General features: G+C 51.8%; 19 protein-coding genes and 4 pseudogenes. 12 read left to right on the top strand and 11 right to left on the bottom strand.

The features are described from left to right. Position 1: 1 nt before the first annotated feature. The gene (gene rhaS, locus FBY13_RS02550; protein WP_145393389.1) at positions 2 to 823 is read right to left on the bottom strand and encodes an HTH-type transcriptional activator RhaS; all 822 of its coding nucleotides are present in this window, start codon (positions 821 to 823) and stop codon (positions 2 to 4) included. Between the two features lie 289 nt (positions 824 to 1112). On the opposite strand from rhaS, the gene rhaB reads away from it, so the two are divergent. The 4 genes from rhaB to rhaM are packed head-to-tail and all read left to right on the top strand — an operon-like array spanning position 1113 to position 4991. Beyond that, positions 1113 to 2594 (top strand): rhamnulokinase, encoded by a 1482-nt coding sequence (rhaB, locus tag FBY13_RS02545; protein WP_145393388.1) that lies wholly within the window; start codon positions 1113 to 1115, stop codon positions 2592 to 2594. After that, positions 2578 to 3834 (top strand): L-rhamnose isomerase, encoded by a 1257-nt coding sequence (locus FBY13_RS02540; RefSeq protein ID WP_063879277.1) that lies wholly within the window; start codon positions 2578 to 2580, stop codon positions 3832 to 3834. The genes rhaB and FBY13_RS02540 overlap by 17 nt, the downstream gene beginning before the upstream one ends. A 10-nt stretch (positions 3835 to 3844) precedes the next feature. Then, positions 3845 to 4687 (top strand): rhamnulose-1-phosphate aldolase, encoded by an 843-nt coding sequence (rhaD, locus tag FBY13_RS02535; protein ID WP_145393387.1) that lies wholly within the window; start codon positions 3845 to 3847, stop codon positions 4685 to 4687. After that, positions 4677 to 4991: an L-rhamnose mutarotase gene (rhaM, locus tag FBY13_RS02530; RefSeq protein WP_145393412.1), complete on the top strand. Its 315-nt coding sequence runs from the start codon at positions 4677 to 4679 to the stop codon at positions 4989 to 4991. The genes rhaD and rhaM overlap by 11 nt, the downstream gene beginning before the upstream one ends. A 117-nt stretch (positions 4992 to 5108) precedes the next feature. Here the strand turns inward: rhaM and FBY13_RS02525 are convergent, their stop codons facing one another. From FBY13_RS02525 to FBY13_RS02505, 5 genes are all read right to left on the bottom strand, one after another. Then, positions 5109 to 6533, bottom strand: coding sequence for a trehalose-6-phosphate synthase (locus tag FBY13_RS02525; protein WP_145393386.1), 1425 nt, complete (start codon positions 6531 to 6533; stop codon positions 5109 to 5111). Positions 6534 to 6651: 118 nt separating this feature from the next. Beyond that, positions 6652 to 7203: a GNAT family N-acetyltransferase gene (locus tag FBY13_RS02520; protein ID WP_109716197.1), complete on the bottom strand. Its 552-nt coding sequence runs from the start codon at positions 7201 to 7203 to the stop codon at positions 6652 to 6654. Between the two features lie 412 nt (positions 7204 to 7615). Continuing rightward, positions 7616 to 9160, bottom strand: a complete 1545-nt coding sequence (locus FBY13_RS02515) for an MFS transporter (protein WP_145393385.1) — start codon at positions 9158 to 9160, stop codon at positions 7616 to 7618. 103 nt (positions 9161 to 9263) lie between these two features. Next, on the bottom strand, positions 9264 to 10328 hold the full coding sequence (locus FBY13_RS02510) for a Gfo/Idh/MocA family protein (protein WP_063879283.1): 1065 nt from the start codon (positions 10326 to 10328) through the stop codon (positions 9264 to 9266). A 10-nt stretch (positions 10329 to 10338) separates the two neighbouring features. Then, positions 10339 to 11508, bottom strand: a complete 1170-nt coding sequence (locus FBY13_RS02505; protein ID WP_145393384.1) for a Gfo/Idh/MocA family protein — start codon at positions 11506 to 11508, stop codon at positions 10339 to 10341. A 197-nt stretch (positions 11509 to 11705) separates the two neighbouring features. Here FBY13_RS02505 and FBY13_RS02500 point away from each other — a divergent pair, with 197 nt between their 5' ends. Further along, positions 11706 to 12773, top strand: coding sequence for a LacI family DNA-binding transcriptional regulator (locus tag FBY13_RS02500; protein ID WP_145393383.1), 1068 nt, complete (start codon positions 11706 to 11708; stop codon positions 12771 to 12773). Positions 12774 to 12802: 29 nt separating this feature from the next. Here the strand turns inward: FBY13_RS02500 and FBY13_RS23630 are convergent. The 3 genes and pseudogenes from FBY13_RS23630 to FBY13_RS02480 form a co-directional block, all read right to left on the bottom strand. Beyond that, positions 12803 to 13101 (bottom strand): annotated as a pseudogene (locus tag FBY13_RS23630) (transposase); the annotation flags it as partial. A 1021-nt stretch (positions 13102 to 14122) separates the two neighbouring features. Continuing rightward, positions 14123 to 14578 (bottom strand): hypothetical protein, encoded by a 456-nt coding sequence (locus FBY13_RS02485; protein WP_063879286.1) that lies wholly within the window; start codon positions 14576 to 14578, stop codon positions 14123 to 14125. A gap of 470 nt (positions 14579 to 15048) precedes the next feature. Next, positions 15049 to 15360, bottom strand: a pseudogene (locus tag FBY13_RS02480) (tyrosine-type recombinase/integrase); the annotation flags it as partial. Between the two features lie 78 nt (positions 15361 to 15438). On the opposite strand from FBY13_RS02480, the pseudogene FBY13_RS02475 reads away from it, so the two are divergent. The 6 genes and pseudogenes from FBY13_RS02475 to FBY13_RS23625 form a co-directional block, all read left to right on the top strand. Then, a pseudogene (locus tag FBY13_RS02475) lies at positions 15439 to 15654 on the top strand (transposase); the annotation flags it as partial. 320 nt (positions 15655 to 15974) lie between these two features. Continuing rightward, positions 15975 to 16715 (top strand): SDR family oxidoreductase, encoded by a 741-nt coding sequence (locus tag FBY13_RS02470; RefSeq protein ID WP_096012472.1) that lies wholly within the window; start codon positions 15975 to 15977, stop codon positions 16713 to 16715. Between the two features lie 59 nt (positions 16716 to 16774). Beyond that, positions 16775 to 17026, top strand: a pseudogene (locus FBY13_RS02465) (alcohol dehydrogenase catalytic domain-containing protein); the annotation flags it as partial. Between the two features lie 705 nt (positions 17027 to 17731). Then, positions 17732 to 18031: an antirestriction protein gene (locus FBY13_RS02460; RefSeq protein WP_255474408.1), complete on the top strand. Its 300-nt coding sequence runs from the start codon at positions 17732 to 17734 to the stop codon at positions 18029 to 18031. A gap of 43 nt (positions 18032 to 18074) precedes the next feature. Further along, a complete protein-coding gene (locus FBY13_RS02455) occupies positions 18075 to 18461 on the top strand; it encodes a DUF1380 family protein (RefSeq protein WP_063879289.1) in 387 nt (128 codons plus the stop codon). A gap of 8 nt (positions 18462 to 18469) precedes the next feature. Then, on the top strand, positions 18470 to 18658 hold the full coding sequence (locus FBY13_RS23625) for a hypothetical protein (protein ID WP_074181010.1): 189 nt from the start codon (positions 18470 to 18472) through the stop codon (positions 18656 to 18658). Between the two features lie 1410 nt (positions 18659 to 20068). Here FBY13_RS23625 and FBY13_RS23865 read toward each other — a convergent pair. Beyond that, on the bottom strand, positions 20069 to 20299 hold the full coding sequence (locus FBY13_RS23865; protein WP_082875185.1) for an ATP-binding protein: 231 nt from the start codon (positions 20297 to 20299) through the stop codon (positions 20069 to 20071). An 81-nt stretch (positions 20300 to 20380) separates the two neighbouring features. Beyond that, positions 20381 to 21397 carry a LacI family DNA-binding transcriptional regulator gene (locus FBY13_RS02430; RefSeq protein WP_145393381.1) on the bottom strand — a complete coding sequence of 339 codons (1017 nt, stop codon included), beginning with the start codon at positions 21395 to 21397 and terminating at the stop codon, positions 20381 to 20383. Between the two features lie 158 nt (positions 21398 to 21555). Between FBY13_RS02430 and FBY13_RS02425 the strand changes: the two genes are divergently transcribed. After that, the gene (locus FBY13_RS02425) at positions 21556 to 22305 is read left to right on the top strand and encodes an SDR family oxidoreductase (protein ID WP_063879291.1); all 750 of its coding nucleotides are present in this window, start codon (positions 21556 to 21558) and stop codon (positions 22303 to 22305) included. The last annotated feature ends 11 nt before the right edge of the window (positions 22306 to 22316 follow it).

Here is a 22316-nt window from a genome sequence, read left to right as displayed (position 1 = left end):
CTTACCACATAGGCTGGCGCTCCGTTCGGGGCGCGCAGCCAAATTCCCGTCTGAACAGGGTAGAAAAATGGTTACTGTCACCGAATCCACACTGATAGGCGATGTCCGTTATGCGCATATCGCTGTGACGCAGCAGGTGGCGAGCCTGCAATAAACGCAGCCGGTTAAGATATCGCTGTGGCGTGCTACCGGTTTGCTGCTTCATCTGGCGATGCAGTGTACGCAGTGACAGCGAGAAGCGCTCGGCCAGTGCTTCCCAGCTAATCTCCTCACTGTAGTGATCATTCAACCAGTCTAGCAACCGGTGCAGTCTGGCTTCCTGATCCTGCGCGTTGGGGTTGTGCGCCGCTTCACGCAGCAGTACGAGTAACTGTAAAAACTGCCTTTCCTGATGCGCCTGACGCTCCAGCGACCACACCGCCTGCGGCGTCATCTGTTCCACCAGGAGCAGGGCCTGCGCCATCGCTTTTTGATTAATCCGCCAGTGAGATGCGCACCCACGGTCATCCTCCAGGGGCAGCAACGCCTGTAAGCCCGACAGAAAACGAAACGCCACCGGACTGCGATACAGCACGTTCGTCAGGCACAGGTTGTCGGTTTTCTCATACAGATGACGATCGTGATCGCGCACAAAGCAGACGCAACCGGCGCTTAATGTCTGCGCCTGACCATTGAACACATGAATGCCTGAACCCTGTTCGACCAGCACAATTTCGTGAAAATCATGGTGATGTTCAGGAAATGCCTGCTGGGGCACACGCGGCTCAATGGCAATGGCGTAATCGCCAGCCGGAAAGAAATCAGCACTATGCAGAACAGTCATGATTCGCCCTCGTTTAACAAAACTGCAACCGAGTCTACGCAGGCGATGTGCAGCTTACCTTGAATTTTGAACCGCGCAGCGCAGGAAATGCGTGAAATTTTCAAGATCGCTTAAGTGATTGATAAAAATGCGGGAAAGCTCACAACTCTGCCGTTAAGGAGTTCTGTGAGCTTCCTCACGAACACCTTTGTCACCCTGCCAGTGCCGCTAACCGGCTGGCAGTGCCGCTAAGGTGACAGCAGGGTGCGCTGCGTATCCTGTCGCCATGTCATTTCAGGAAGAACAGGCGATGAGCATGCGTAATAGTGTGGCGATTGATTTAGGCGCATCGAGCGGGCGCGTGATGCTTGCACAGTGGACGGCCGCCAGCCAGCAGATCAGGCTGCGCGAAGTGCGCCGCTTTACCAATCAACGCGTTTGCCAGGCTGGCTATGACTGCTGGGATCTGGACAGGCTGGAGCATGAGATCCGGGCTGGACTGGCGCAACTGGATGAAGAGGGCATTGTGCCCGACAGCATCGGCATTGATACCTGGGGCGTGGATCTGGTGTTACTGGATGCCGAAGGAGCACGCGTCGGTGAGGCGGTGAGCTACCGGGACCCGCGCACCGAAGGCCTGATGAAACAGGCCATCGAGGACCTGGGGCAGCAGGCCATTTATCAACGTACCGGTATTCAGTTCCTGCCTTTTAATACCTTATATCAGCTGCGCGCTCTGCATCTGCAACAGCCGGACTGGCAGGCGCGGGTCAAACATGCGCTGATGATCCCGGACTATCTGCATTATCGCCTGACGGGCGTGATGAACTGGGAATACACCAATGCCACCACGACGCAGTTGCTGAACATCCACAGCGGTGAGTGGGATTCTGACCTGCTGGCCTGGGCGGGCATCGATCCCGCGTGGTTCGGTAAACCCCAGCCTCCGGGCAACAGGGTCGGTCACTTTATCAGCGCGAGCGGCAAACCGATTCCGGTCATCGCCGTGGCCACCCACGATACGGCCAGCGCCGTTCTGGCGACGCCGCTCCTGGCGGACAACACCGCCTACCTCAGTTCGGGTACCTGGTCGCTGATGGGGATTGAAAGCCTGCAACCCTGTGTGAGTGACGCGGCGATGAATGCTAACGTCACCAATGAGGGCGGTGCAGAAGGCTACCGGGTACTGAAAAACATTATGGGATTATGGCTGCTGCAGCGCGTCTGCTCGGAACGCGGCATCCACGATTTGTGCGCGTTGATTGACGCCGCCGCCCGTCAACCAGCCTGCCAGGCGTTGATCAATCCCAACGATGCCCGATTCATCAATCCTGAAAATATGGTGCAGGCCATTCAACATGCCTGTGCAGAACAGGCAATGCCGGTTCCGCATACCGACGCCGCACTGGCCCGCACGATTTTTGACAGCCTGGCGCTGCTCTACCGCCAGACGATGGAGGAGCTCAGCCAGTTGCGCGGCACGCCATTGCGCCAGTTGCATGTTGTCGGCGGCGGTAGCCAGAACCCGCTGCTGAACCAGCTGTGCGCCGATGCCTGCCAGTTGCCGGTGCTGGCGGGGCCGGTTGAGGCCTCCACGCTCGGCAATGTCGGCTGCCAGCTGATTGCACTGGGAGAACTGCGCGATGTCGCTGAACTCCGCCGCTGTATCAGCCGTAATTTCCCGTTAGAAACTTTTACTCCGCAGAATCACAGCGCCTTTGCAGCCCATCAGGCTCGCTTCGCCGCGCTGTGCCAACCCGCTAAGGAATGTGCTTATGACAAAGCTGATTGAACAGGCTTTTGAGCTGGCTAAACACCGTTACGCTGCTATTGGCGTCGATGTCGACCAGGTAATGACGCAACTGGATGAGATCCCGGTCTCCATGCACTGCTGGCAAGGCGACGACGTGCGTGGATTTGAAAATCCCAACGGCCAGCTGACGGGCGGTATCCAGGCAACCGGCAATTATCCCGGTCGGGCGCGCAATGCGGTTGAGCTGCGTGCCGATCTGGATAAAGCCATGTCGTTAATTCCCGGCCCGAAAAGAGTCAATCTGCATGCTATCTACCTGGAAAGTGATCAGCCGGTTGAGCGCGATGCAATTGAACCGCAGCATTTCCGTCACTGGGTCGAATGGGCAAAGCAAAACAACCTCGGGCTGGATTTTAACCCGACCTGTTTTTCCCATGCGCACAGTGCGGAGGGTTTCACGCTGGCGCACGCCGATGCGGGCATCCGTCAGTTCTGGATCGATCACTGCAAAGCCAGCCGCCGCATTTCGGCTTACTTTGGTGAGCAGCTTGGCACGCCTTCCGTTATGAATATTTGGGTACCGGATGGGATGAAAGATCTCACGGTCGATCGTGCGGCACCGCGCCAGCGTCTGGCCAGCTCACTGGATGCGATTATCAGCGAAAAATACAATCCGCAACACCATATCGATGCGGTTGAAAGCAAGCTGTTTGGCATCGGCGCAGAGAGCTATACGGTAGGCTCCAACGAATTCTGCCTGGGCTTCGCCGCCAGTCGCCAGATTGCGCTGACACTGGATGCGGGCCATTTCCATCCTACCGAAGTGATCTCCGACAAAATCTCGACAGCGATGCTGTTTGTCCCGCGGCTGCTGCTGCACGTCAGCCGTCCTGTGCGCTGGGACAGCGATCATGTGGTCCTGTTGGATGATGAAACCCAGGCCATTGCCCATGAAATCGCACGCCAGAAGCTGTTCGATAAAGTGCATATCGGTCTCGACTTTTTTGACGCCTCAATCAACCGCATTGCCGCCTGGGTGATTGGCACACGCAATACCAAAAAAGCCTTGCTGCGTGCCCTGCTGGAACCGAGCGATCAGCTCAGAGCGCTGGAACGTGAAGGGGATTACACCGCGCGTCTGGCACTGCTCGAAGAGCAAAAATCTCTGCCGTGGCAGGCGGTCTGGGAAGCCTGGTGCCTGCGCCATGATGTGCCGGCTGATGCCAGCTGGCTGAGCGAGGTTCGTCACTATGAACACCACACATTGCGTCAACGCTAAGGAAAAGGCTATGCAAACTATTTTGAACGCTGGGTTTGTGCAGGGGATGGTGAAAGTCACCAGTGATATGTGGCTGAAAGGCTGGGATGAGCGTAATGGCGGCAATGTCAGCCTGCGCCTGTTACCGGAAGAGGTAGCACCTTTTGCTGCCGATTTTTACGTGCAGCCGCGCTGTGTAGAGTTAAGTCAGCCTGTCCCGGACCTGGCCAACGACTGGTTTCTGGTCACGGGCTCGGGCAAGTTCTTTCGCAACGTTCAGCTTGATGCCGCGGACAGCCTGGTCCTGTTGCAGGTGGATGACAAAGGCTTGTCGTATCGCATCCATTGGGGGCTGAGTAACGGTGGCATGCCGACATCAGAACTGGCGTCCCATTTCCAGTCGCACGCTGTACGCAAACGCGTTACGCAAGGGGCCGACAGGGTGATTATGCACTGCCATGCCACAAACTTTATGGCGCTGAGCTATGTCGTCAACCTCGACGCCGCGCGCTTCACTCGCCTGCTGTGGGAAGGCAGTACCGAATGCCTGGTGGTGTTTCCGGATGGCGTCGGGGTTCTGCCCTGGATGGTGCCCGGCACGGATGACATCGGTCAGGCGACCGCTGACGAAATGGCCACCCACAGCCTGGTCATGTGGCCGTTCCACGGGATCTTTGGCGCAGGGCCGACGCTGGATGACACCTTCGGCCTGATCGATACCGCCGAGAAGTCGTCTGAGGTGGTCGTGAAAGCCCTGTCGATGGGCGGCATACGTCAGAGCATCACGACGGCGCAGTTAATCGCGCTGGGTGAACGCTTTAATGTCAAGCCCTGGCCGGCGGCGCTTCAGGCGGTGCGCAGTGATGTTGCGTAAGGCGTTTGTGATGCAGGTGCATCCGGACTGCCACGAGGAGTATCTGCGCCGTCATTCGCCTATCTGGCCTGAGCTGGAACAGACGCTTAAAGCGCACGGTGCGCATCACTATGCCATCTGGCTGGATACGACGCGCCACCTGCTTTTTGCCAGCGTGGAGATCGAATCAGAGGCGCGCTGGCAGGCGGTGGCGCAGACGGCGGTGTGCCAGCGCTGGTGGGCATCCATGCACGATGTGATGGTGACGAATGCGGATAACAGCCCGGTCAGCGAACCGTTACAGCCCATGTTCTATCTGCCTTAGGCCGTTATCGGGCGACAGGGCCGGATGAAAAGGCCCTGTCCTGCGCAGGGTTGCGGCGGTGGTGATCTGGCATCACCGCCGCAACCCTGCATAATGGCGCTGCGGAGGGCGACAACCTCAGTAGCGAACCCGGCTGCTGCCCAGGCGCAAGTTGGGCACGGCTGACATGACCGGGCCGGGGATCACCGGCATGCCGTTCAGCATCGACAAAAACGCCTGTGCCCAGTGATGGCTGTCATGCAGATGCAAGCCCTTCATCAGGCGCGCATGCAGATGTCGCCGTTCACGCAATGGCATCTGCAGGGCGCTGTGAATGGCATCGGCCATAGCATCCGGATCGTAAGGATTGACGATGAGCGCACCGTCCATTTGCTCTGCCGCGCCAGCAAACTGCGACAGAATCAGCACGCCTGGGTTATCCGGGTCCTGCAACGCCACATACATTTTTGCCATTAAACTCATTCCCGACATCAGCGGCGTGACCAGCGCTACGCGTGAGGCGCGATAAATGCCCGCCTGTTCCTCACGGCTGTAGGCATGAGTCAGACAGTTAACGGGATACCAGTTCATCATGCCGTGTACGCCGTTAAATTCGCCGCAAAGGGTTTCTAACGTGTGCGCGATGCCCGGTGCCCGGTCCGCGTAGCCCGCAGCGTGCGGTGCCAGCTGTAGCAGGGTAATATTTTTTTGATAAACCGCATGTTTGCGCAGCAGCACTTCTATCGCGCTGATGCGGTAAGGCAGTCCGGCGCTTTCATCAAGATGGCCGCCGCTCAGTACGGTGTTTTCCGCTAAGCTTTCACGGCACTGCATTTCCATAAAGGCACAGCTGTTGCTGTCACGCAGACAGCGCACATCATCAAGATCAATCCCGACAGGAAAGACGCCGAGCTTCACAATCCGTCCCTGCACGCGAATGCTGTCAGCGCTCAGGCGCTCGGTACGACATTCGCTCTCCAGCCAGACGATAAAGTTGTTCATGTCCTGAACGGTCTGAAAGCCAATCAGGTCACAGCACAGCAGCGATTCTGTGAGCCAGCGCCAGTCGGGAATCGCCTCAAACATCTTGCCCGAGGGAAAAGGTTGATGCAGGAAAAAGCCCACCGGGTTGGTCAGTCCGGCCTCTCGAAGGTAGTGGGCGCAGCCTAACAGGTGGTAATCCTGTATCCAGATGGCGTCGTCGGGCATGGCGTTTTCACTGATGACCTGTGCATAGGCTTCGTTAATTTTTTTATATTCCCGATAGCCGTCAGCAGAGAAGCGGGCCAGGTCCGGGCGCTGGTGGAAAACCGGCCACATCCCTTTATGAACATACTGGTGATAACCTTCATTCACCTCGTCCTTTGACAGAGGAAAGGTCAGGGTTGCATAAGCGCCTTTCTGCTGAGCACTCAGCGGCCTCGGCGCATCAAGAGGCAGAACCGCCGTCTCGCCATCCCAGCTGATCCAGAGTCCGCCGTTGCGGGAAAGAAGACCTTCATAAATGGCGGACAGGGTGGAACGTTGTGAATGATTGTGTGATACCAGGATAAAACCTGACATGGTGTTTTCCTTATGGGCGGGCAGGGCATCAGTCGCCGTGCCCGATGTCCAACAGTCGTCGTGTGGAGGTCGGATGAAAAACTGCAGCAGGCCGCACATGGCAAGGCGTCCTGTTCGCTTAATGGTGTTGGGTGCGATCAGCACGCACCGAATCACCCAGGCCATCAGGTGAAACCGTCCTGAGATAAATGCCCGGCAGCGCGTCATGACAAATAAACCCGTTACGTTCCAGAAAAGCCGGGGCGCTGTCACTCAGGGCAATAATGCGCTGGCAGCCACTGGCACCGGGATGCGTCAGACAACAGTGCAGCAGCCAGGAGCCCAGCCCGACATAGCGATATTCCGGCGAGATAAACAGGTCCTGTATTATCCAGGTTTCGGCCATATCGGTGACCACGCGCGCAAAGCCAATCTGGCGAGCATGGCGATAAAGCCCAAAACAGAGACTGCTGTTCAGGGCCAGCGTCAGAAAGCGCGCATCAGGGATCGCCGCACCCAGCCACTGGGCAATCAGCCGCGGGTTGAGCATGGCCGGATCGGTATTAACCTCCATCGTCTCTCTGAACCATTTACGGGGAGACATCAGGCGAAGGCGCTGCTGCTCGGCAAGATCCGCCACCACGGCATCACCACAAACCGGCAGGAAAGAGGACGCATTCACGCATTTCATCAACGGCTTCCTTGTACATGGACGCATCTGCGCCCGGTGCTGTAGATTTAAGCGCCCGGCGTGTAAAAGTGGCGTAAAAAAAATCTGATGCGGTGTAAAAAGGGTGCAAAGGAAAAGCGACGAGGTGGGCGCGCCGAGCCCGTTATCCGACGTTAAGGCTGGGCTGGGGTGAGTTATCGAAAGATCCGCGCCCGCAGAACAGGCGTTATTTTCTTAATGCCGGGCACAGCTTAAGCCTACGGCCAGAAGACAGAGAAGAATTGTTCGCTCGTAAGCCAGATTGTTAACCCCTGGATGGCTTACTGAATTTCAACTTTGTCTTTACTGGCGTCGCACTATTCCGATCGCCGCTTTAACGGCTAACGGATGCGTAACCCACTGGCAGGCGGGTTACGCATCCGTCACCCTCCGCCTACAGGGGTGAATTCACGGCGGTATCGTTAGTTTTTTTCGCCGGTGTGACGCCCCAGACTTCGTCATATTCATACCCGGTCAGCGATTTGATCACTTTGCGCGTTTCTGCATCGCAGTCTTTAGGTGCGCCGCCAAGCTTACGACGTGCGACTTCTTTGATCAGCAACCTGTGACTGCTCTGGGTCAGCTTGAACTTATAGGTCAGCCAGAAACTGATGGTCAGTAGTGTGCCAGACACAAACACCATCAATACCACAATGGCATTAATCGCACTCTCGGGTTGGGCGCCATTTCCTTTCGTAAAACCGCTTTCCTGCAGGACGACCCCAATCATAAAGATGGCAATGGCGACGGAGCTTTTACGGGTTAACACCATTACGCCGGCAAAGATTCCCTCCCGACGCTTACAGGTGACCATCTCATCAATATCAGGAATAAAACTGTAGATGTTCCAGGGAATGTAGAACAACCCGGCACGGGCGATGCCCATAAAGAGAAATATCGCGCTGAACAGAAGGGCCGGTACCTGCCAGTGCCAGAGATAAACGGCAAACAGAAAGAATAAGATCACCAGAATACTGAGATAAGAAATCCTCAGTGCGGTTGAGGGCGTCATATTTAACCGGCCTAACAGCATCATAAATACAAACGTACCCGGGATAGACATAAACATCATGTTGCTCAGTAACAGAGAGGCCAGTGAGGCGTCCTGTTTCAGACCGTAAATCACGAAGTAGGTAAAAACGGCCAGGAAGACATCCATTGCGGTAAATGAGCAGATATAAATCATCAGATGCTGGCGAAAGGCTCTGATTTTGAATGATGAAATCAGGTCCACAAACAAATATTTAAAATGCGCCAGGAAATGACCTTTCCTGACCGGGTGGATCTCATCAGGCTGCCCGGTCTGTATATCTTTCGCTTCCCAGGTCGTGAGCCAGGTAATAAAGACGGCAACACAATAAATGACCGAAAAAATGATCCCCGTCAGCGTGTAAGTGATGGCGTTATCTTTGCCGGTGTAGGTCATGATCAGCCCCGGCACGGAGACAGCCAGGAAACTCCCGAGCGAAGAGAACATCAGGCGCACGCCGGACAGACGCGTACGCTCGCTGAAGCGGTTGGTCATCTCAGATGACAGGGTTTCCCACGGGACCAGCACCATTGCAGAGAGTAATTCAATAGTGAGGTACGTACCGAGATAATACCAGTAACTCATATCCGTCACCCACAGTGCGCCATACAGCAGCATCAAGGGTGACGACATTAATAAAAAGAAGCGGCGGCGGCCAAATTTACGGCCCGCCCATGTATTGCCGAAATTATCGGTGATGTAACCCATTATCGGGCTTAAAACAGAATCGATGACGCGGGCAATGGCAAATATAGATCCCGCTTCAAATACCGATAATCCGCAATAAGTGGTGTAAAAAAATAATAGCCAGGCACCGATAACGGCAAAAGCGCCTCCGCCAAATAAATCCGCTAAGCCGTAGCCGATTGCTACGCCATAACCTACGCGACGTTGAGTGGGTTTAACCATCGATAAAATTCCTGTTCTGGTAGGCGTTTTATAACGGCAGAGGTGCGCGATGCTGCCGTCTCTGTTATAGACAGAAGTGGAAATAAAGTCGGTCAGCGGTAGGTTATCCCGCGTTAGCTAACATCTGTGCTTTAATGCATAATTCGGCGGCTTTAAACGCATGCTCTTGCGTCATAGCCTGTTCAGTGCGATGCAGACAGTCATTAATTAACTGGCCGAAAAACGGAAACCCCACGGTGCCAGAAACGCTGTAACGAAATTCGCCGTCATTATTGACCAGGTACACTACGTCCTGCTCATCGCGCGTCAGATCGGTGTATTTGCGGATTTCGATGTATCCTTCGGTGCCAAGTAACGTCATGCGTCCGTCACCCCACGTTGATAAGCCATCAGGTGTAAACCAGTCACAGCGAAAATAACCCGTTGCGCCGTTTTCGCCCGCCAGCATTGCCTCACCAAAATCTTCAAACTGCGGGTGGCGAGGATGACTGAAATTGCGGACCTGACTGGCGACCACCGTGGCATCGCGGTTGCCGGTGTAATAGAGGAACTGCTCTATCTGGTGGCTGCCGATATCACACAGGATGCCGCCAAAATAACGACGCTGATAGAACCAGTCTGGTCGACCCGTGCCTTCCCGATGTGGACCCGTACCCAGTGTCTGTACGACCTGGCCAATTGCGCCTTGTTCAACCAGTTGCCCGGCGAATACCGCACTTTCCACGTGCAGACGCTCACTGTAATAAACCGCATATTTACGGCCGGTTTTAGCACATGTCGCTCTGGCATCTTCCAACTGTTCCAGGGTGGTAAGTGGGGCCTTGTCGGTAAAGTAGTCTTTATCCGCCTCCATCACTTTCAGCCCCAGCGCGCAGCGCTGTGACGGGATCGCCGCCGCTGCCACCAGTTGCACCTGCCGATCGGCCAGGATCGTATCGAGTGAATCGGCAATCTGTACGTGCGGAAACTGCTGGACGAATTTATCGACCTTGGCCGCATCGGCATCGTAAACCCACTTCAGGGTTGCACCGGCTTCGGTCAGGCCATTGCACATGGCATAAATATGCCCATGATCGAGCCCGGTGGCGGCAAAGATAAACTCGCCTGGATTGACTACGTGCTGCGGCTTGCCTTTCGGCGCGTAATTCATGCCATCCTTTTTATTCATGGTTGTTTCCTCACGCAAAATTTTTACCCAACGGGATGTCGTCGACATCAGCGAAGTTATCCACCGAGGCCTGCTTTTCGTAGAAATGGGGCGCACTGGCAATCAGCCCGCCGGTGCAATAGAAGGCGTCATCCTCAGGAATAGGTAGCGAGACCGTACTTTTGGTGATGGCCGATTTATAGATGGCGGTAATTAATTCCAGCGACCGTTTACCCTGCTCGCCATCGATTAATGGCGCACACTGTTGCTCAATGGCGCAGAAAAAGTCATTCACCTGCCCGGCATGCAGCGTCCAGTTCAGAGGTGGCACATCGGCATATAAGCGCTCCAGCTCGCTTTCCAGAGCAATATTGTTATCTTTTTCCGGAAAGCCATTCTCAGCGGCCTGGTTAGCCACGGTTTTCCAGGGCGCAGAGAGGCGCGCTTTTTCACCCTGAAGAATGATTTTTTGATCTTCTCCGTGATGCACAACCGAGGCCGTTAGCTGCGCAAGTGTTCCATTCGGAAAGCGGAAAATAGCGGCGCTGAGATCCTCGACTTCGGCATTGTCGTGGGCCACGTTGCCCATCATGGCAACCACTTCACTGGGGGCACCGAGCATCCACTGCATGGCATCGATATGGTGCACCGCATGATTAAGCGTGCAGCCGCCGCCTTCTTTCTCCCAGGTGCCACGCCACCAGAGGTCGTAATAAGAGTGGCCCCGCCACCATAATGAATCGACCTGTGCGTGACAGATTTTCCCTGCCAGCCCCGAATCAACAGCGGCTTTTAAGCGCCAGAAGGCATCGGTAAAACGGTTCTGTGCCACCACGGAAAGGACCTTTCCGCTGGCCTTTTGCGCCGCAATCATGGCATCGCACTCTTCGAGTGATGCCGCCATTGGCTTTTCGCATAACACATGTTTTCCTGCCTGCAGCGCCGCAATGGTGTTTTCTGCGTGCACATAGGGCGGGGTGCAGACATCAACGACATCAATATCTGCGCCTTCTGCCAGCATCTCATGATGATCGCTGTAAACGCGCACATCCTGCAGGCCATAACGCTGTAATTTATCGCGGGCTTTGTCAGGATAAACATCAACAACAGCGACAATTTTGCCGCGTTCAGGAAATTGCAAAAATGCCTGAATATGTAAATTGGCAATGTTGCCCATGCCCACTATTGCAATTTTTAGCATGCTTATTCTCCATTGGTTCGCTGGGTTGTGGTGCCTGCGGAAGACCATAAAAAAGCGCTGGAGTGGGGACAAACTGTTTTTGTGAGAATGTTCGCAGAGCGAGGCGGATGTTTGTGAACGGAATGTAAAATCACCGTATTATCAATCCACTATAGCTGCAAAAAATTGCAAAAAATGATTGGGATGGGGATCACATTATGGCTGGCAAGCTCAGAATGGACGAAATTTCAGCAGAAACGGGCTATTCCGTCAGTACGGTCTCGCGCGTGCTGAGCGGTAAGTCTTACACCAGTGATAAGGCACGTGAGGCTATCGTCAGTTGTGCGCGTCGTCTTGGCGTATTGCATGAAATGGTAAGCAGCCGCCTGTTGATCAACAGCCTTATTGTGTTTGCCCCAGCGCGCACCTTTACGCCGCGTGGCGATCATTTTTATCTCGAAGTGACGCGCGGCATCGCAGAAGCCTGTGCAACGCACGACGTTCATATCAGCTACTATCCGCTTGAGGAACAGCGTGCCGATGTGAAGCTGTTTCTTGAAAAGGCGGGTGCAAAAAGTAACGACGCTATCATCATCATCGGGACTGACGACCAGGCGATTTTTAATCTGGCAGCGACACTCAATAAGCCCTGCGTGTTAATTAATTCCCGAGACAAAGACATGAAGCTGGATGCGGTTTCACCCGATCACCATGCGATTGGTTTTGGGGCTATGCAGCATCTGTTTGAACAGGGCCATCGTCGCGTGCTGACCGTGACCTGTCTGAGTCGTGAGACGCTGTTTTTGCGCCTGGAAGGCATTAAAGATGCTTACCGCCATTTTCATATCCCCTTTAGTCCGCAGAAAGACCTGATTGTGATCGAAGCCTATTCCTCTGGTGAGACAGAGGACGCGCTTAATCGCTGGCTGGATGGTCATCCACGTGAAGCATGGCCAGATGTTATCTTGCCGGTAGGTAAAGGCATTATCACCGGGGTACAAAATGTGTTGCGTGCCCGATCGTTGCGTATTCCCGAGGATATGTCGTTGATGACTACCGATCTGGCGAGCCGGTTAGCCGGGCCGCCAGACACATCCATCACTGGCTTTGCCGTGCCCTGTCGTGAACTGGGCTACGAGGCGATTCAGCTACTGCAGAACCGCCTGAATCGTCCCCAGGCACCGGTTTATAATCTGCTGTTGCAGGGAATCCTTATGGATGGAGGGACGGTCGCCAGAGCCACCCGTCATGCGGCGCGGGATGAGATTCGTGATGAAGAGGGTTGAAAGGGGATAAACACCATTAATTGTGCGGTCAGGTAACCGACGTGCTCACGCTGTATCATTGTTTTTAACGTTTTTTTCGATGAGTTTTTTAACGCTCAATCTTCCAGACTCAGGTCGGCAAACATCTCTTTGAAGCGGCGTTTTTTTCCTCAAGAGCTTTCATCTTTTCGATATCAGAGGCTTTCATATAGCCAAACTTCGCTTTTCAGTTGTAATACGAATCCTCAGTTATTTCCGCTTCGCGGCAGACATCCTTAACGGTACGTCCGGTTTCGACGGACTTCAGAACGGCAATGATCTGGTGTTCGGTGAGTCGGGCTTTACGTATGGCAATCAATTCCGAGTACATAACAGTATGTCGGAAGCACTCTGAAATAGAATGGATCGGTTTACAGGGGGAAGGTCAAGGCACAAGCACAAAACAAACCTACAAGCGGCAAGTCTAAGACACCGATATCCACTCAGATTCGCCTAAAAGTTACTATTAATTATTTTTATGCCCAGCACCCAAAAGAGTAACATATCATGCGTTTAGCATTTTTCACTTTTAGCAAGAGCCTGCTGCTTTAGTAGGGCTCTGGCAGCTATGAGCGAGGATAAAAGATAATAATTGCGATGGCCCCAAAGTAATCACATCAGTATGTATGTATGTATGTATGTATGTTGAATTTAACCAAAAACATGCATAGCTTCCAACTGCTTTTTTTTCATTCCATTACAAGAGGATAAAAAATTATCTTTAAAATCTGGTGGGGGAGAGTGTAGTCGCTGTACTGCATCTTTATTTCCTTCTAACTCCCGTAACTGTGCAATTGTGCTTCTACGAATCGATGAGAGAAAAAAATCCCCAGCATTTTATTTATGGCTCTTTAAATAATTAGTTAGTATTTTAGACGATGCTTGAATTGCTTTTTCCTCAGAAAAACCCAAAGTAAAGTGAGAATTAATGACATTGTATTGGTATAGGCATACTGCTTCAGCCATTTGTTTAGCTTGCTCATTTGGGGAGGGCTGACTAGCCCACGATTGGGAAGTAATGAGTAATATAAGCAGTAACAATCGTTTTTTCATTTGTAGAATCCATAATATTTGTAATGCAATATTTAAACCTTTAAAACGTAGCTTTGACAACAACCACTAAAGTGCTTCCCTTAAATCAACTGAGACTGTCGATCTCCACGTTCGCTCTTGGCTCGTAACGGACATGAACACAGTGCAATTTAAGCTGATAGCAACCAGCTGGGTAACTTTTAAAGGGAGTTTCTGCGTTTCCATTCATTCACCACATCACCTAAATTTTGGGGGATATCACTTCTAATTTGCCTGGGAAAATGTTGTGGTGAAAAGTTTCAAACGCTACAAAGCTCATTAGCACGTAATTTCCATTCGTCAACCTGAGTGGGGTGGTCAAAAGAGTAATAAACGCAAGCATCCTCAGGCAGAATATTACGCAGTGCCTGCATGCAGTTGGCCTCACAGGGCCGCAATTCAATATAGGCAGCCGTGATTGGTATTACATCATCGGTGGAATAGCGCTCGATGCGGTTTATCGCGGCAACGAGAGCCGCCATTTCGCCATGCAGCCTGACCCAATTATGGGTATAGATTCCTGGTGGCATGCTTATCTGCATCCGACTGTTTCCGAACGCATAACGAATATTACCCCGTAGCCTGTACTGGACTACTGCACAGCAGGACTCAGGACCGAAACCAGGCTGTTTCACCAAATTCTTTTTGTCCTCCAGCGTGCGCCTGACAATCGGATACCCGGAACTGAGGGAGTATTCAGTTTTTATAAGTTGCATCAGAGTTTCCTTTACTTGAACATTCTTAATCAATCATATGGGGTTCCGGCGCAAACTTCCATAAGAACAGGGCACTTAGGGGCTGGAAAAATTAAGGTCCGCTTAATACGCTTCAGGGAATTTAATATTCATATTAGAGCCTTGCGTTTTCCTTACGGCTTCACCAGGCATATAACTGCCGTTCCGCAACTGTACGGACTCTCGTTCATATCTGTGGTTCAGTCTGTCAAGCCAGTGCTTTATGGTCTGGGTCAGTGAGTATTCAGTTCGTAAGGGAAAACCTAATGATGATTCACCGATATGAGCAGGGGAATCTCAGTAGCCATCATGTCTCTGTCTGACGATCTATGTTTATCCGTTAAATGGTATTTGCGGCCTAAATATTCTTACCGGCGCAGGCCAGTCCGGTTCAATCGTAAGATTCGGTTTGAGCTGTGAGTTCAATGGGGGCGGTGCAACGCGATCCTTAATCAAAGGGGGACGTTGTGTAAACTTTTATCCAACATATCAGCCCATTCCTGCATCATCACTTTACGTTCATCAATATAGGCCGCATGGTTGTAAGTGCGGCGGACATTGTTGGTGTCAGCATGTGCAAGTTGGGCCTCGATAGCATCTGATCGATAGCCCATCACGTTTAAACGAGTACTGCCTCTGGTTCTGGTAGCATGTGGGCTAAATACCACTCCAGCCAATGCTTTTAAGTAGCTGACGCAGGGAGTGCGATGTCATTGGACCTTGGTGCTGCCATGCCCGGTTAATCCCTGTTGTGTTCTTAGCATTTTACGACTTGAGAGGAAAGGGAGATATGAATCGCAGACACCTCAGAGTCATTTAAGATGACTTAAAGAGAGGTGCCCATGATCGGTAAGCGTTATCCCGAAGAGTTTAAAATTGAAGCAGTCAAACAGGTCGTCGATCGTGGTTATTCTGTTTCCAGCGTTGCAACACGTCTCGATATCATCACCTACAGACTTTACGCCTGGATAAAGAAGTACGTTCCGGACTCATCCACTAATAAAGAACCGTCAGATGCTCAGGCCGGGATCCGCCGTCTCCAGAAAAAGCTGGAGCGGGGTTGTCGCCGGCAACGGTAAGCGGCGGGTCTTTCTCATCCGCCATTATCGGAGCACCTGTGGTGATGCCTCTGATATCAATATTTTCTCTTTCGAAGCAGCCGAGCATTTTCTGAAATACATGAGCAGTTATCGTAACTATTCATGAAAGTCTCTTGTCCGCTCCTCGCTCATATGGGAGATTAGGATGACATCAGTCTGCTTTATGCCACGAGAGGACATTTAAACAGCAATGCCATCGTTGCATAATAAAAAAGATGACGAATAGTTTTTTTACGCAAGGTAAATGCTGATTCCACAGCCAAATAAAGGGAGTAAGCATGGGAAGGTTTCAGGGTAAACGTATATTGATCACGGGTGGGACAAGCGGCATGGGGCTGGCAGGCGCTCAGCGAATTGTCTCTGAAGGTGGGCATGTAGCTATTACGGGGCTTAATGAAGAAAGGCTGGAACGCGCACGCAGTATCCTTCCTGTGGCATCGCTTGTTCTGAAAAGCGATGCTGCAAGCGAAACTGACATAAATGTGCTGCAGGAAGCTATTGATGGCTGGAGTAAACTTGATGGATTATGGCTTAATGCTGGTTTCGCGGAACTAAGCTCTCCGGGATCTGTAACAGCAGATTCATTTAATCGCATGATGAACGCTAATGTGCGCGGCCCAATGCTACAGCTGGCAGCGCTCTCCAAATCACTTAATTCAGGCGCATCCGTTCTGGTGACGTCATCCTCATCTGTATATGAAGGTGCGGCGATGACAAGCCTGTATGCATCGACGAAAGGCGCTGTTATCGCTATGGTCAAAAGCTGGGCTTCTGCTCTGGCTGAACGCGGTATACGCGCCAACACGTTGGTGCCAGGTCCGATTGAAACCAACTTCAGGCACTTTTTGCCAGAAGAGTCGCGTCAGCAGTTTGAAGATTTTGTGGTAAAACAGGTTCCTTTGGGCCGCTCAGGAACAGCAGCAGAGGCCGCTGCAGTTGCCCTTTTTCTCCTGTCCGATGACGCATCTTATGTTACCGGCAGCCAATATGCGGTAGACGGCGGCCTGGTACATTACTGATTGTTATCAGGGTTCATAAAAGCAACTGAAATTGGTCCAGTAACGTTCGCTTTTAGCTTGTTGGAAGTGACGAAGTACTTGTTCAAGTGCACGCCGCCAGCCTTAATCCACTTGAAAGGCGACCAAACCCAACATTCCCGCTCATCCTGGGAACTGATGTATCCGGAGTCGTTGCAGCGGCCGGCAATAACGTCTCTCTGTTCAGCCCAGGCGATGAGGTCTATTCAATGGTGCGCTTTCCGGAGGGGATAATGAATGGCAGCAGTGCCTATGCAGACTATGTGAGTATTCCCTCATCGGAACTGGCGTTAACACATCAGGCCTATCGCAGTGCCTCGCCGGCGCAGAAAATGGCGGCGGTGCTGATTGAGGACATTGATTTACAGCTCATCGACCTTCACCGGCGGGCCGCGCTGATGCGCAGTCACCTGAATTAAGATGTCGAAGTGGTTGTTTTCTGATCACTCCTTTTAATGTCGCTTATGCTGCCGCCGGTGGGCGTTTATCCACAGGGTTAGGTGCCGGATATGCACCCGGGCTGTGGACAACAGAGAACAAGGATGTTGCTGTGCGCCGCTTTATTCCGCCTCTCGCGGGAGAAGGCAGAAAACCCGGTCCGTGCGGTCTGCGGCCGTTGCCGTGCCTTCACTTTAGCCCGACCACTGCGTGATCAAGAGATCGCTTCGCTCGCCTCCTCCCCCGTTCGCACTCCCTCCACGGGGCTTACTCCCGTCGCGCTTCCGCTCAGTCTTCGCGTCATCGCGTGCATAATCACGGCTCCGCTCGATTGCGCTGCGGCCTCGTCGTCGCTCCTGATCACTCCGCTTTTCGTCGGGCTGTCATTCAGGCACGGCACAGGCCGTATCTGTCATCCCCTTAAGCGAGGCGTTTGTATGCAGGAAATGAATCAAGCCCGTTTCGTCGACGGGGACGCACGAATGCGCTTTTTACCCATGCTGTTTTCCAGCGACTTTTTGCGCTCAGAACTCAACGTTTATCACTAGGCAGAACGCTTTCTGGAAGGTTACAACGGCGGTTTCTGGGAGTTTGTGCAGTTACCCAATGGCGGAGGATTCATGCAGTCGCCTGGCGATGAGTACCGTTTCCGTAACCCTGAAAACTGGACGGATATGATCGTTTCAGCGGAGGTGGCGGGCATCATTCTGACTGCACTGGTGCTTAATCACCGTAGCTGGATGCACAGCCACCATGATCAGGAAGAACTCTGCGCCCACTTTTGTGAACGTTACGAGCAACTGATGGCGTATGCAGATACGCACACCGAGGGCGGCGCGCTGTTCCGCGCACTGGACTGATTGATCAGGGGCGGTGAGACCGTCCCTTACAGGAGAAAAAAACATGCATGGCAACGTAAATGAAGTCTGCGCCTGGCTGCTGGAAAACTATATCCCTGGGTGCACCCTGACCGTTCTGGTGTGGACAATCGAAGATGTGGAAGTCTGCAGCGAAGAAATGGGCATTACCGAACAAGAGTCTGTCGAGGTGCTCAGACGCATCTCACTGGATGAAAACTACATTGAGCACGGTATCAACGGACAGACCGTATGGGAGCATCTCAGTAATATTCGGGCGATGATGCATCAGGTACGCGAAGTCAGCTTTGATGCACGAAGCCTTCAGACGCTGGCCGAAGCAGCAGGGCGTTTAGTCCAGACCGGAGGAGAAGACGACCCCAGTACGATTTTGCAGGCTGTTGCTCAGGCGAGAATGGCACTGAACAGATAAGAAGAAAAATGAAACTGTCACCGCAGAACCGCGGCATCCTTTGCCAGTACAAAGCCCTGATAAACGAGCGCAGCCGTTTCTGTGGTCAGAGAGAACTCAGGACGGAAGAGATCATAGATGAAATCTGCCATTACATGACCTGTCAGTGTGCCGTATATATTAGCGGCCACTTTATTTTGCAGAGCGGCAAAGGTTAATCAGTAACGTTCAGGCGGTTGCGGCCCGCCTGTCAGCCTGCCAAAACCTGCGCCTTCGGCGGCGGAACGGCAGGGCGCGCGCCTGACGGCGCGATCACCGCACCGCCTCTGATAACGGTATTCTTCCGTGGTGCTTTTACCGCCATTCATTCCAGTTTTTTTGTCGTGGTGCGTGACCGGAATAGCCGGTTATGCGGGCGTGCTGTCGGCTGTCATGCTCCGCACAGAGCCGTCTCGCCGTCTCTGCCCGGGCCCGTTCCGGGGCAGCGGGTTTCCATCCTGACGCAACACCTTTCGCTTGCAGCAGCCGTCCTGGCCGCGCCGCGCAGTCGCGCCGTTTGCGGCGCTCCACGCACCCCGCCAGTACACACGGCGGGATGTAAGGGGCAACGCCGTTTCCGGGGCGCCTGTGTTTACACTGATCGGCCAGTAAACGTTCCCGCGTAATATTGAATATTTTTGACGAATTGAAGTTAGAACTGTTAATTTTCATATTGCATACATCTGTGCTGTTTCGTGCGGTTTTGCTGTTTGTTGCGTTATTACGCATGCGTGATTATTGAATTGAGCGAGTCATCAGCAAACGTGGATAAATACCGCAATCATGCCCGGCTTTCGTGAAGCGTATTTCTGGCTCAGCATGTACGGTGAATGTCGCAAAAAACACGGAGGCGGGTAACCATTTCATATTTATCAATTTTCATGTGTTTGCGTAAAATACGACGTGCTGTGTCTGTGCATAAAAATACCTTCTCAGGCATCCCGTGCAAGATAAGTTGTTACAGACGCGCACTATGCGCTTTGAGCATGTTGCCAGTACCTGTATGAGGTTATTTAAATTCCACTTAAGACACATATTCAACAAGCCACTTTTAGAGTTTCTCTTTCATCACACCTCGCGCAAGATTTTATCTTGCATTTTTATTTATTTAAAACATTGGAGTACAGGAACTGGTCGAAATGGAAGTTCAGAACGAGGCGACACACTGTGAGATAAATTTCTCGTCAATGGTCAATGAGCTTGTCGGATTCGGTCTGATGGTAAAGAAACATCAGGGTGAGAGCAGTAAGTTTGACACTGAGGGGTTTAACCGTGACCTCATACGTAAAGTTTCAGGAACAAGTATTTTAATGGCAATGGCCTAAGAAATCTACCTGAATATGCGCGGAGAAAAAAACGAAGAGGCGCTGGAGACAATTCTGGACAGAAATCTGTCAGAGGTTAATGATGCAAAAGACAAGGCGTCAACTAAACATTTCCTGCAAGAAGAGTGAATTAAAATTATCTTCACCGCCTATATCAGACGGTGTAATTTTCAGTAATCAGGTAAACCTTTTACAGGAAGGATGACTAAACATGTTGATCCTTTTTCAATAACTGATCTTATCCTGATATTGCCATGTAACGATTTAATATAGCTTTATGATGGTCAGGCCCAGTTCCAATCCCTGCAGTGTATCTTCCTTTACTCCCTGATTAAAAGGCCAGAAAAGTAAATCTAATTTCTTTATATCAAAACCCTGACTTGTATCGCTAACACGTATGAATAGAGTGTTGTTTAATAATTTTATATTTAAGTTAATAACGCCTTTGTTTATTTTTTTATTCGCATTATCAATGAGGTTGTGCACGATAGATATGAGATTTACTTCTCGGAAATTATTTGACTTTCGCCATTGGTAACTCTTACCAATAACTTATTCCTATTTCCTTCGTTAAAATCACCCTTTCACCAATAGTGGGGGGATTTCAATCGTTCCTGAAGATACTTCTCCGGTATCAATGATTTTAAAAACAGCATCCAGCATTGCCGGTACATCCTGACGAATCATAGAAATATTATGCCCAAGCAGTGATACAAACGGATCCCAGTCAAAACAGCCCAATGGCGGTTGTTTTTTGTTAATCAGTCCACGCTGCGCCAGCCAACCTACCACGCCTTCGAGAGAGATAGTTGAATTAATAAAGATACCCGGCAGGTGAATTTCACTATTATCAAAAGCATCTTCCAGGGTCAGGGCAATGTTGCCGAGAGAATAGCCTCTTACCAGCAGGTTTTCTTCCGGCACGCAGAGTCCATGGGCTGCATGAGCATCAATAAACCCCCTGAGACGCTCAGCAGTATTATGATCTTTTTTACGCCCCCCAATAAAGTACAGGGGTGATGTTGTACCGTAACGGGCAGTACTCTGAGCCAGAATGGTTTCAGTTAATTTTTTTGCGCCAGTATAATTATCAGAGATAATCGACGGAGCCAGTGTCCCGGGTAAGTCGAGATTAATTACAGGCACTCCTGCCTGCTGACAAAGCCCGGTGATTTTGTCCGGAAAGGTCGCCCCGGTAGCCACAATCCAGTCCACCTGCCACGAAAGCATAACCCGGGCTGCTTCCAGCTCCAGTTCTGGATCCCTGCGAGTACAGGTAATAATCGGCAGCATATTGCGCTCTCGTGCCATTTCTTCAAAGCGCTCGGCTATCGAACCAAAGTAGCGGTTATCGTACCTGGGAACCAGCATACCAATAACGTTGGATTTTTGGCTACGAAGCAGGCTTGCCTGCCGATTCAGCGCATAGCCCTGCTCTTCGGCAATTTTTTTTACCCTGTCCGCCAGTGATTTACTGATCCGCCGTTTTTCCCAGCTCCCGTTCAAAATTGCGCTCACGGCACTAGCCGATACGCCGGTAAGTTTCGCCAGATCATAGATAGTCGTTTTCTTGATTTTTTCTGTTCGTGTCACAAATCCAACCCCATTTTTTTGAAGACTCTTGCCCACTTTTTTTTAAAGTGATACCACAGCTTCATCGGTTGAGCGAGTAAAAAACAGTACGCCCCCGGTTTTTGCACCCTTAATGGGCGTACAGAAACCTGATTTTTGACATATAAAAGGATTATAAAATGACCTCATCAAATTCATCCATTACTACTTCCCTTGAAGGTAAGGTGGCTGCCATTACCGGTGCAGCTTCCGGCATCGGTCTGGCCTGTGCAAAAACATTGCTGGCCGCAGGTGCAAAAGTTGTTCTCATCGATCGCGACGGCGAAAAGCTGAGCAAGCTGGTTACTGAACTGGGCGACAACGCATTTGCCCTGCAGGTTGATTTAATGAAACCGGAGCAGATTGACAATATGCTTTCCGACATTATTAACCTGACTGGGCGTCTGGATATTTTCCATGCCAATGCAGGGGCCTATGTTGGCGGACCCGTAGCGGAAGGCGATCCTGATGTCTGGGATCGGGTGCTCTGTCTGAACATTAATGCTGCTTTCCGTTGCGTCCGCGCAGTCCTGCCTGAAATGATCAAACAAAAATCTGGTGACATCATCTTTACCAGTTCTATTGCCGGCGTTGTTCCTGTTATCTGGGAACCTATTTATGCCGCATCTAAATTTGCCGTGCAGGCGTTTGTGCACACCACGCGTCGTCAGGTTGCACAGTACGGCGTTCGTGTCGGGGCGGTGCTGCCGGGTCCTGTGGTAACGGCTCTGCTTGATGACTGGCCGAAAGCCAAAATGGACGAAGCACTAGCTAATGGCAGCCTGATGCAACCAACTGAAGTTGCAGAATCCGTATTGTTTATGGTGACACGCTCTAAAGGAGTCACCGTACGCGATTTAGTCATTCTGCCAAACAGTGTCGACCTCTGAGCCAGGCATAG

This window comes from Pantoea sp. SJZ147 (assembly GCF_007828605.1).
GTDB classification, from domain to species: domain Bacteria; phylum Pseudomonadota; class Gammaproteobacteria; order Enterobacterales; family Enterobacteriaceae; genus Pantoea; species Pantoea allii.
The sequence above is the reverse complement of the archived record's forward strand: the minus strand, read 5'-3'. Positions and strand labels throughout refer to the sequence as shown.

Excerpts from the sequence above, each read along its gene's own strand:
- rhaS (WP_145393389.1), bottom strand. The coding sequence starts at position 823 with ATGACTGTTCTGCATAGTGCTGATTTCTTTCCGGCTGGCGATTACGCC.
- rhaB (WP_145393388.1), top strand. The coding sequence starts at position 1,113 with ATGAGCATGCGTAATAGTGTGGCGATTGATTTAGGCGCATCGAGCGGG.
- FBY13_RS02540 (WP_063879277.1), top strand. The coding sequence starts at position 2,578 with ATGACAAAGCTGATTGAACAGGCTTTTGAGCTGGCTAAACACCGTTAC.
- rhaD (WP_145393387.1), top strand. The coding sequence starts at position 3,845 with ATGCAAACTATTTTGAACGCTGGGTTTGTGCAGGGGATGGTGAAAGTC.
- rhaM (WP_145393412.1), top strand. The coding sequence starts at position 4,677 with ATGTTGCGTAAGGCGTTTGTGATGCAGGTGCATCCGGACTGCCACGAG.
- FBY13_RS02525 (WP_145393386.1), bottom strand. The coding sequence starts at position 6,533 with ATGTCAGGTTTTATCCTGGTATCACACAATCATTCACAACGTTCCACC.
- FBY13_RS02520 (WP_109716197.1), bottom strand. The coding sequence starts at position 7,203 with ATGAAATGCGTGAATGCGTCCTCTTTCCTGCCGGTTTGTGGTGATGCC.
- FBY13_RS02515 (WP_145393385.1), bottom strand. The coding sequence starts at position 9,160 with ATGGTTAAACCCACTCAACGTCGCGTAGGTTATGGCGTAGCAATCGGC.
- FBY13_RS02510 (WP_063879283.1), bottom strand. The coding sequence starts at position 10,328 with ATGAATAAAAAGGATGGCATGAATTACGCGCCGAAAGGCAAGCCGCAG.
- FBY13_RS02505 (WP_145393384.1), bottom strand. The coding sequence starts at position 11,508 with ATGCTAAAAATTGCAATAGTGGGCATGGGCAACATTGCCAATTTACAT.
- FBY13_RS02500 (WP_145393383.1), top strand. The coding sequence starts at position 11,706 with ATGGCTGGCAAGCTCAGAATGGACGAAATTTCAGCAGAAACGGGCTAT.
- FBY13_RS02485 (WP_063879286.1), bottom strand. The coding sequence starts at position 14,578 with ATGCAACTTATAAAAACTGAATACTCCCTCAGTTCCGGGTATCCGATT.
- FBY13_RS02470 (WP_096012472.1), top strand. The coding sequence starts at position 15,975 with ATGGGAAGGTTTCAGGGTAAACGTATATTGATCACGGGTGGGACAAGC.
- FBY13_RS02455 (WP_063879289.1), top strand. The coding sequence starts at position 18,075 with ATGCATGGCAACGTAAATGAAGTCTGCGCCTGGCTGCTGGAAAACTAT.
- FBY13_RS23625 (WP_074181010.1), top strand. The coding sequence starts at position 18,470 with ATGAAACTGTCACCGCAGAACCGCGGCATCCTTTGCCAGTACAAAGCC.
- FBY13_RS02425 (WP_063879291.1), top strand. The coding sequence starts at position 21,556 with ATGACCTCATCAAATTCATCCATTACTACTTCCCTTGAAGGTAAGGTG.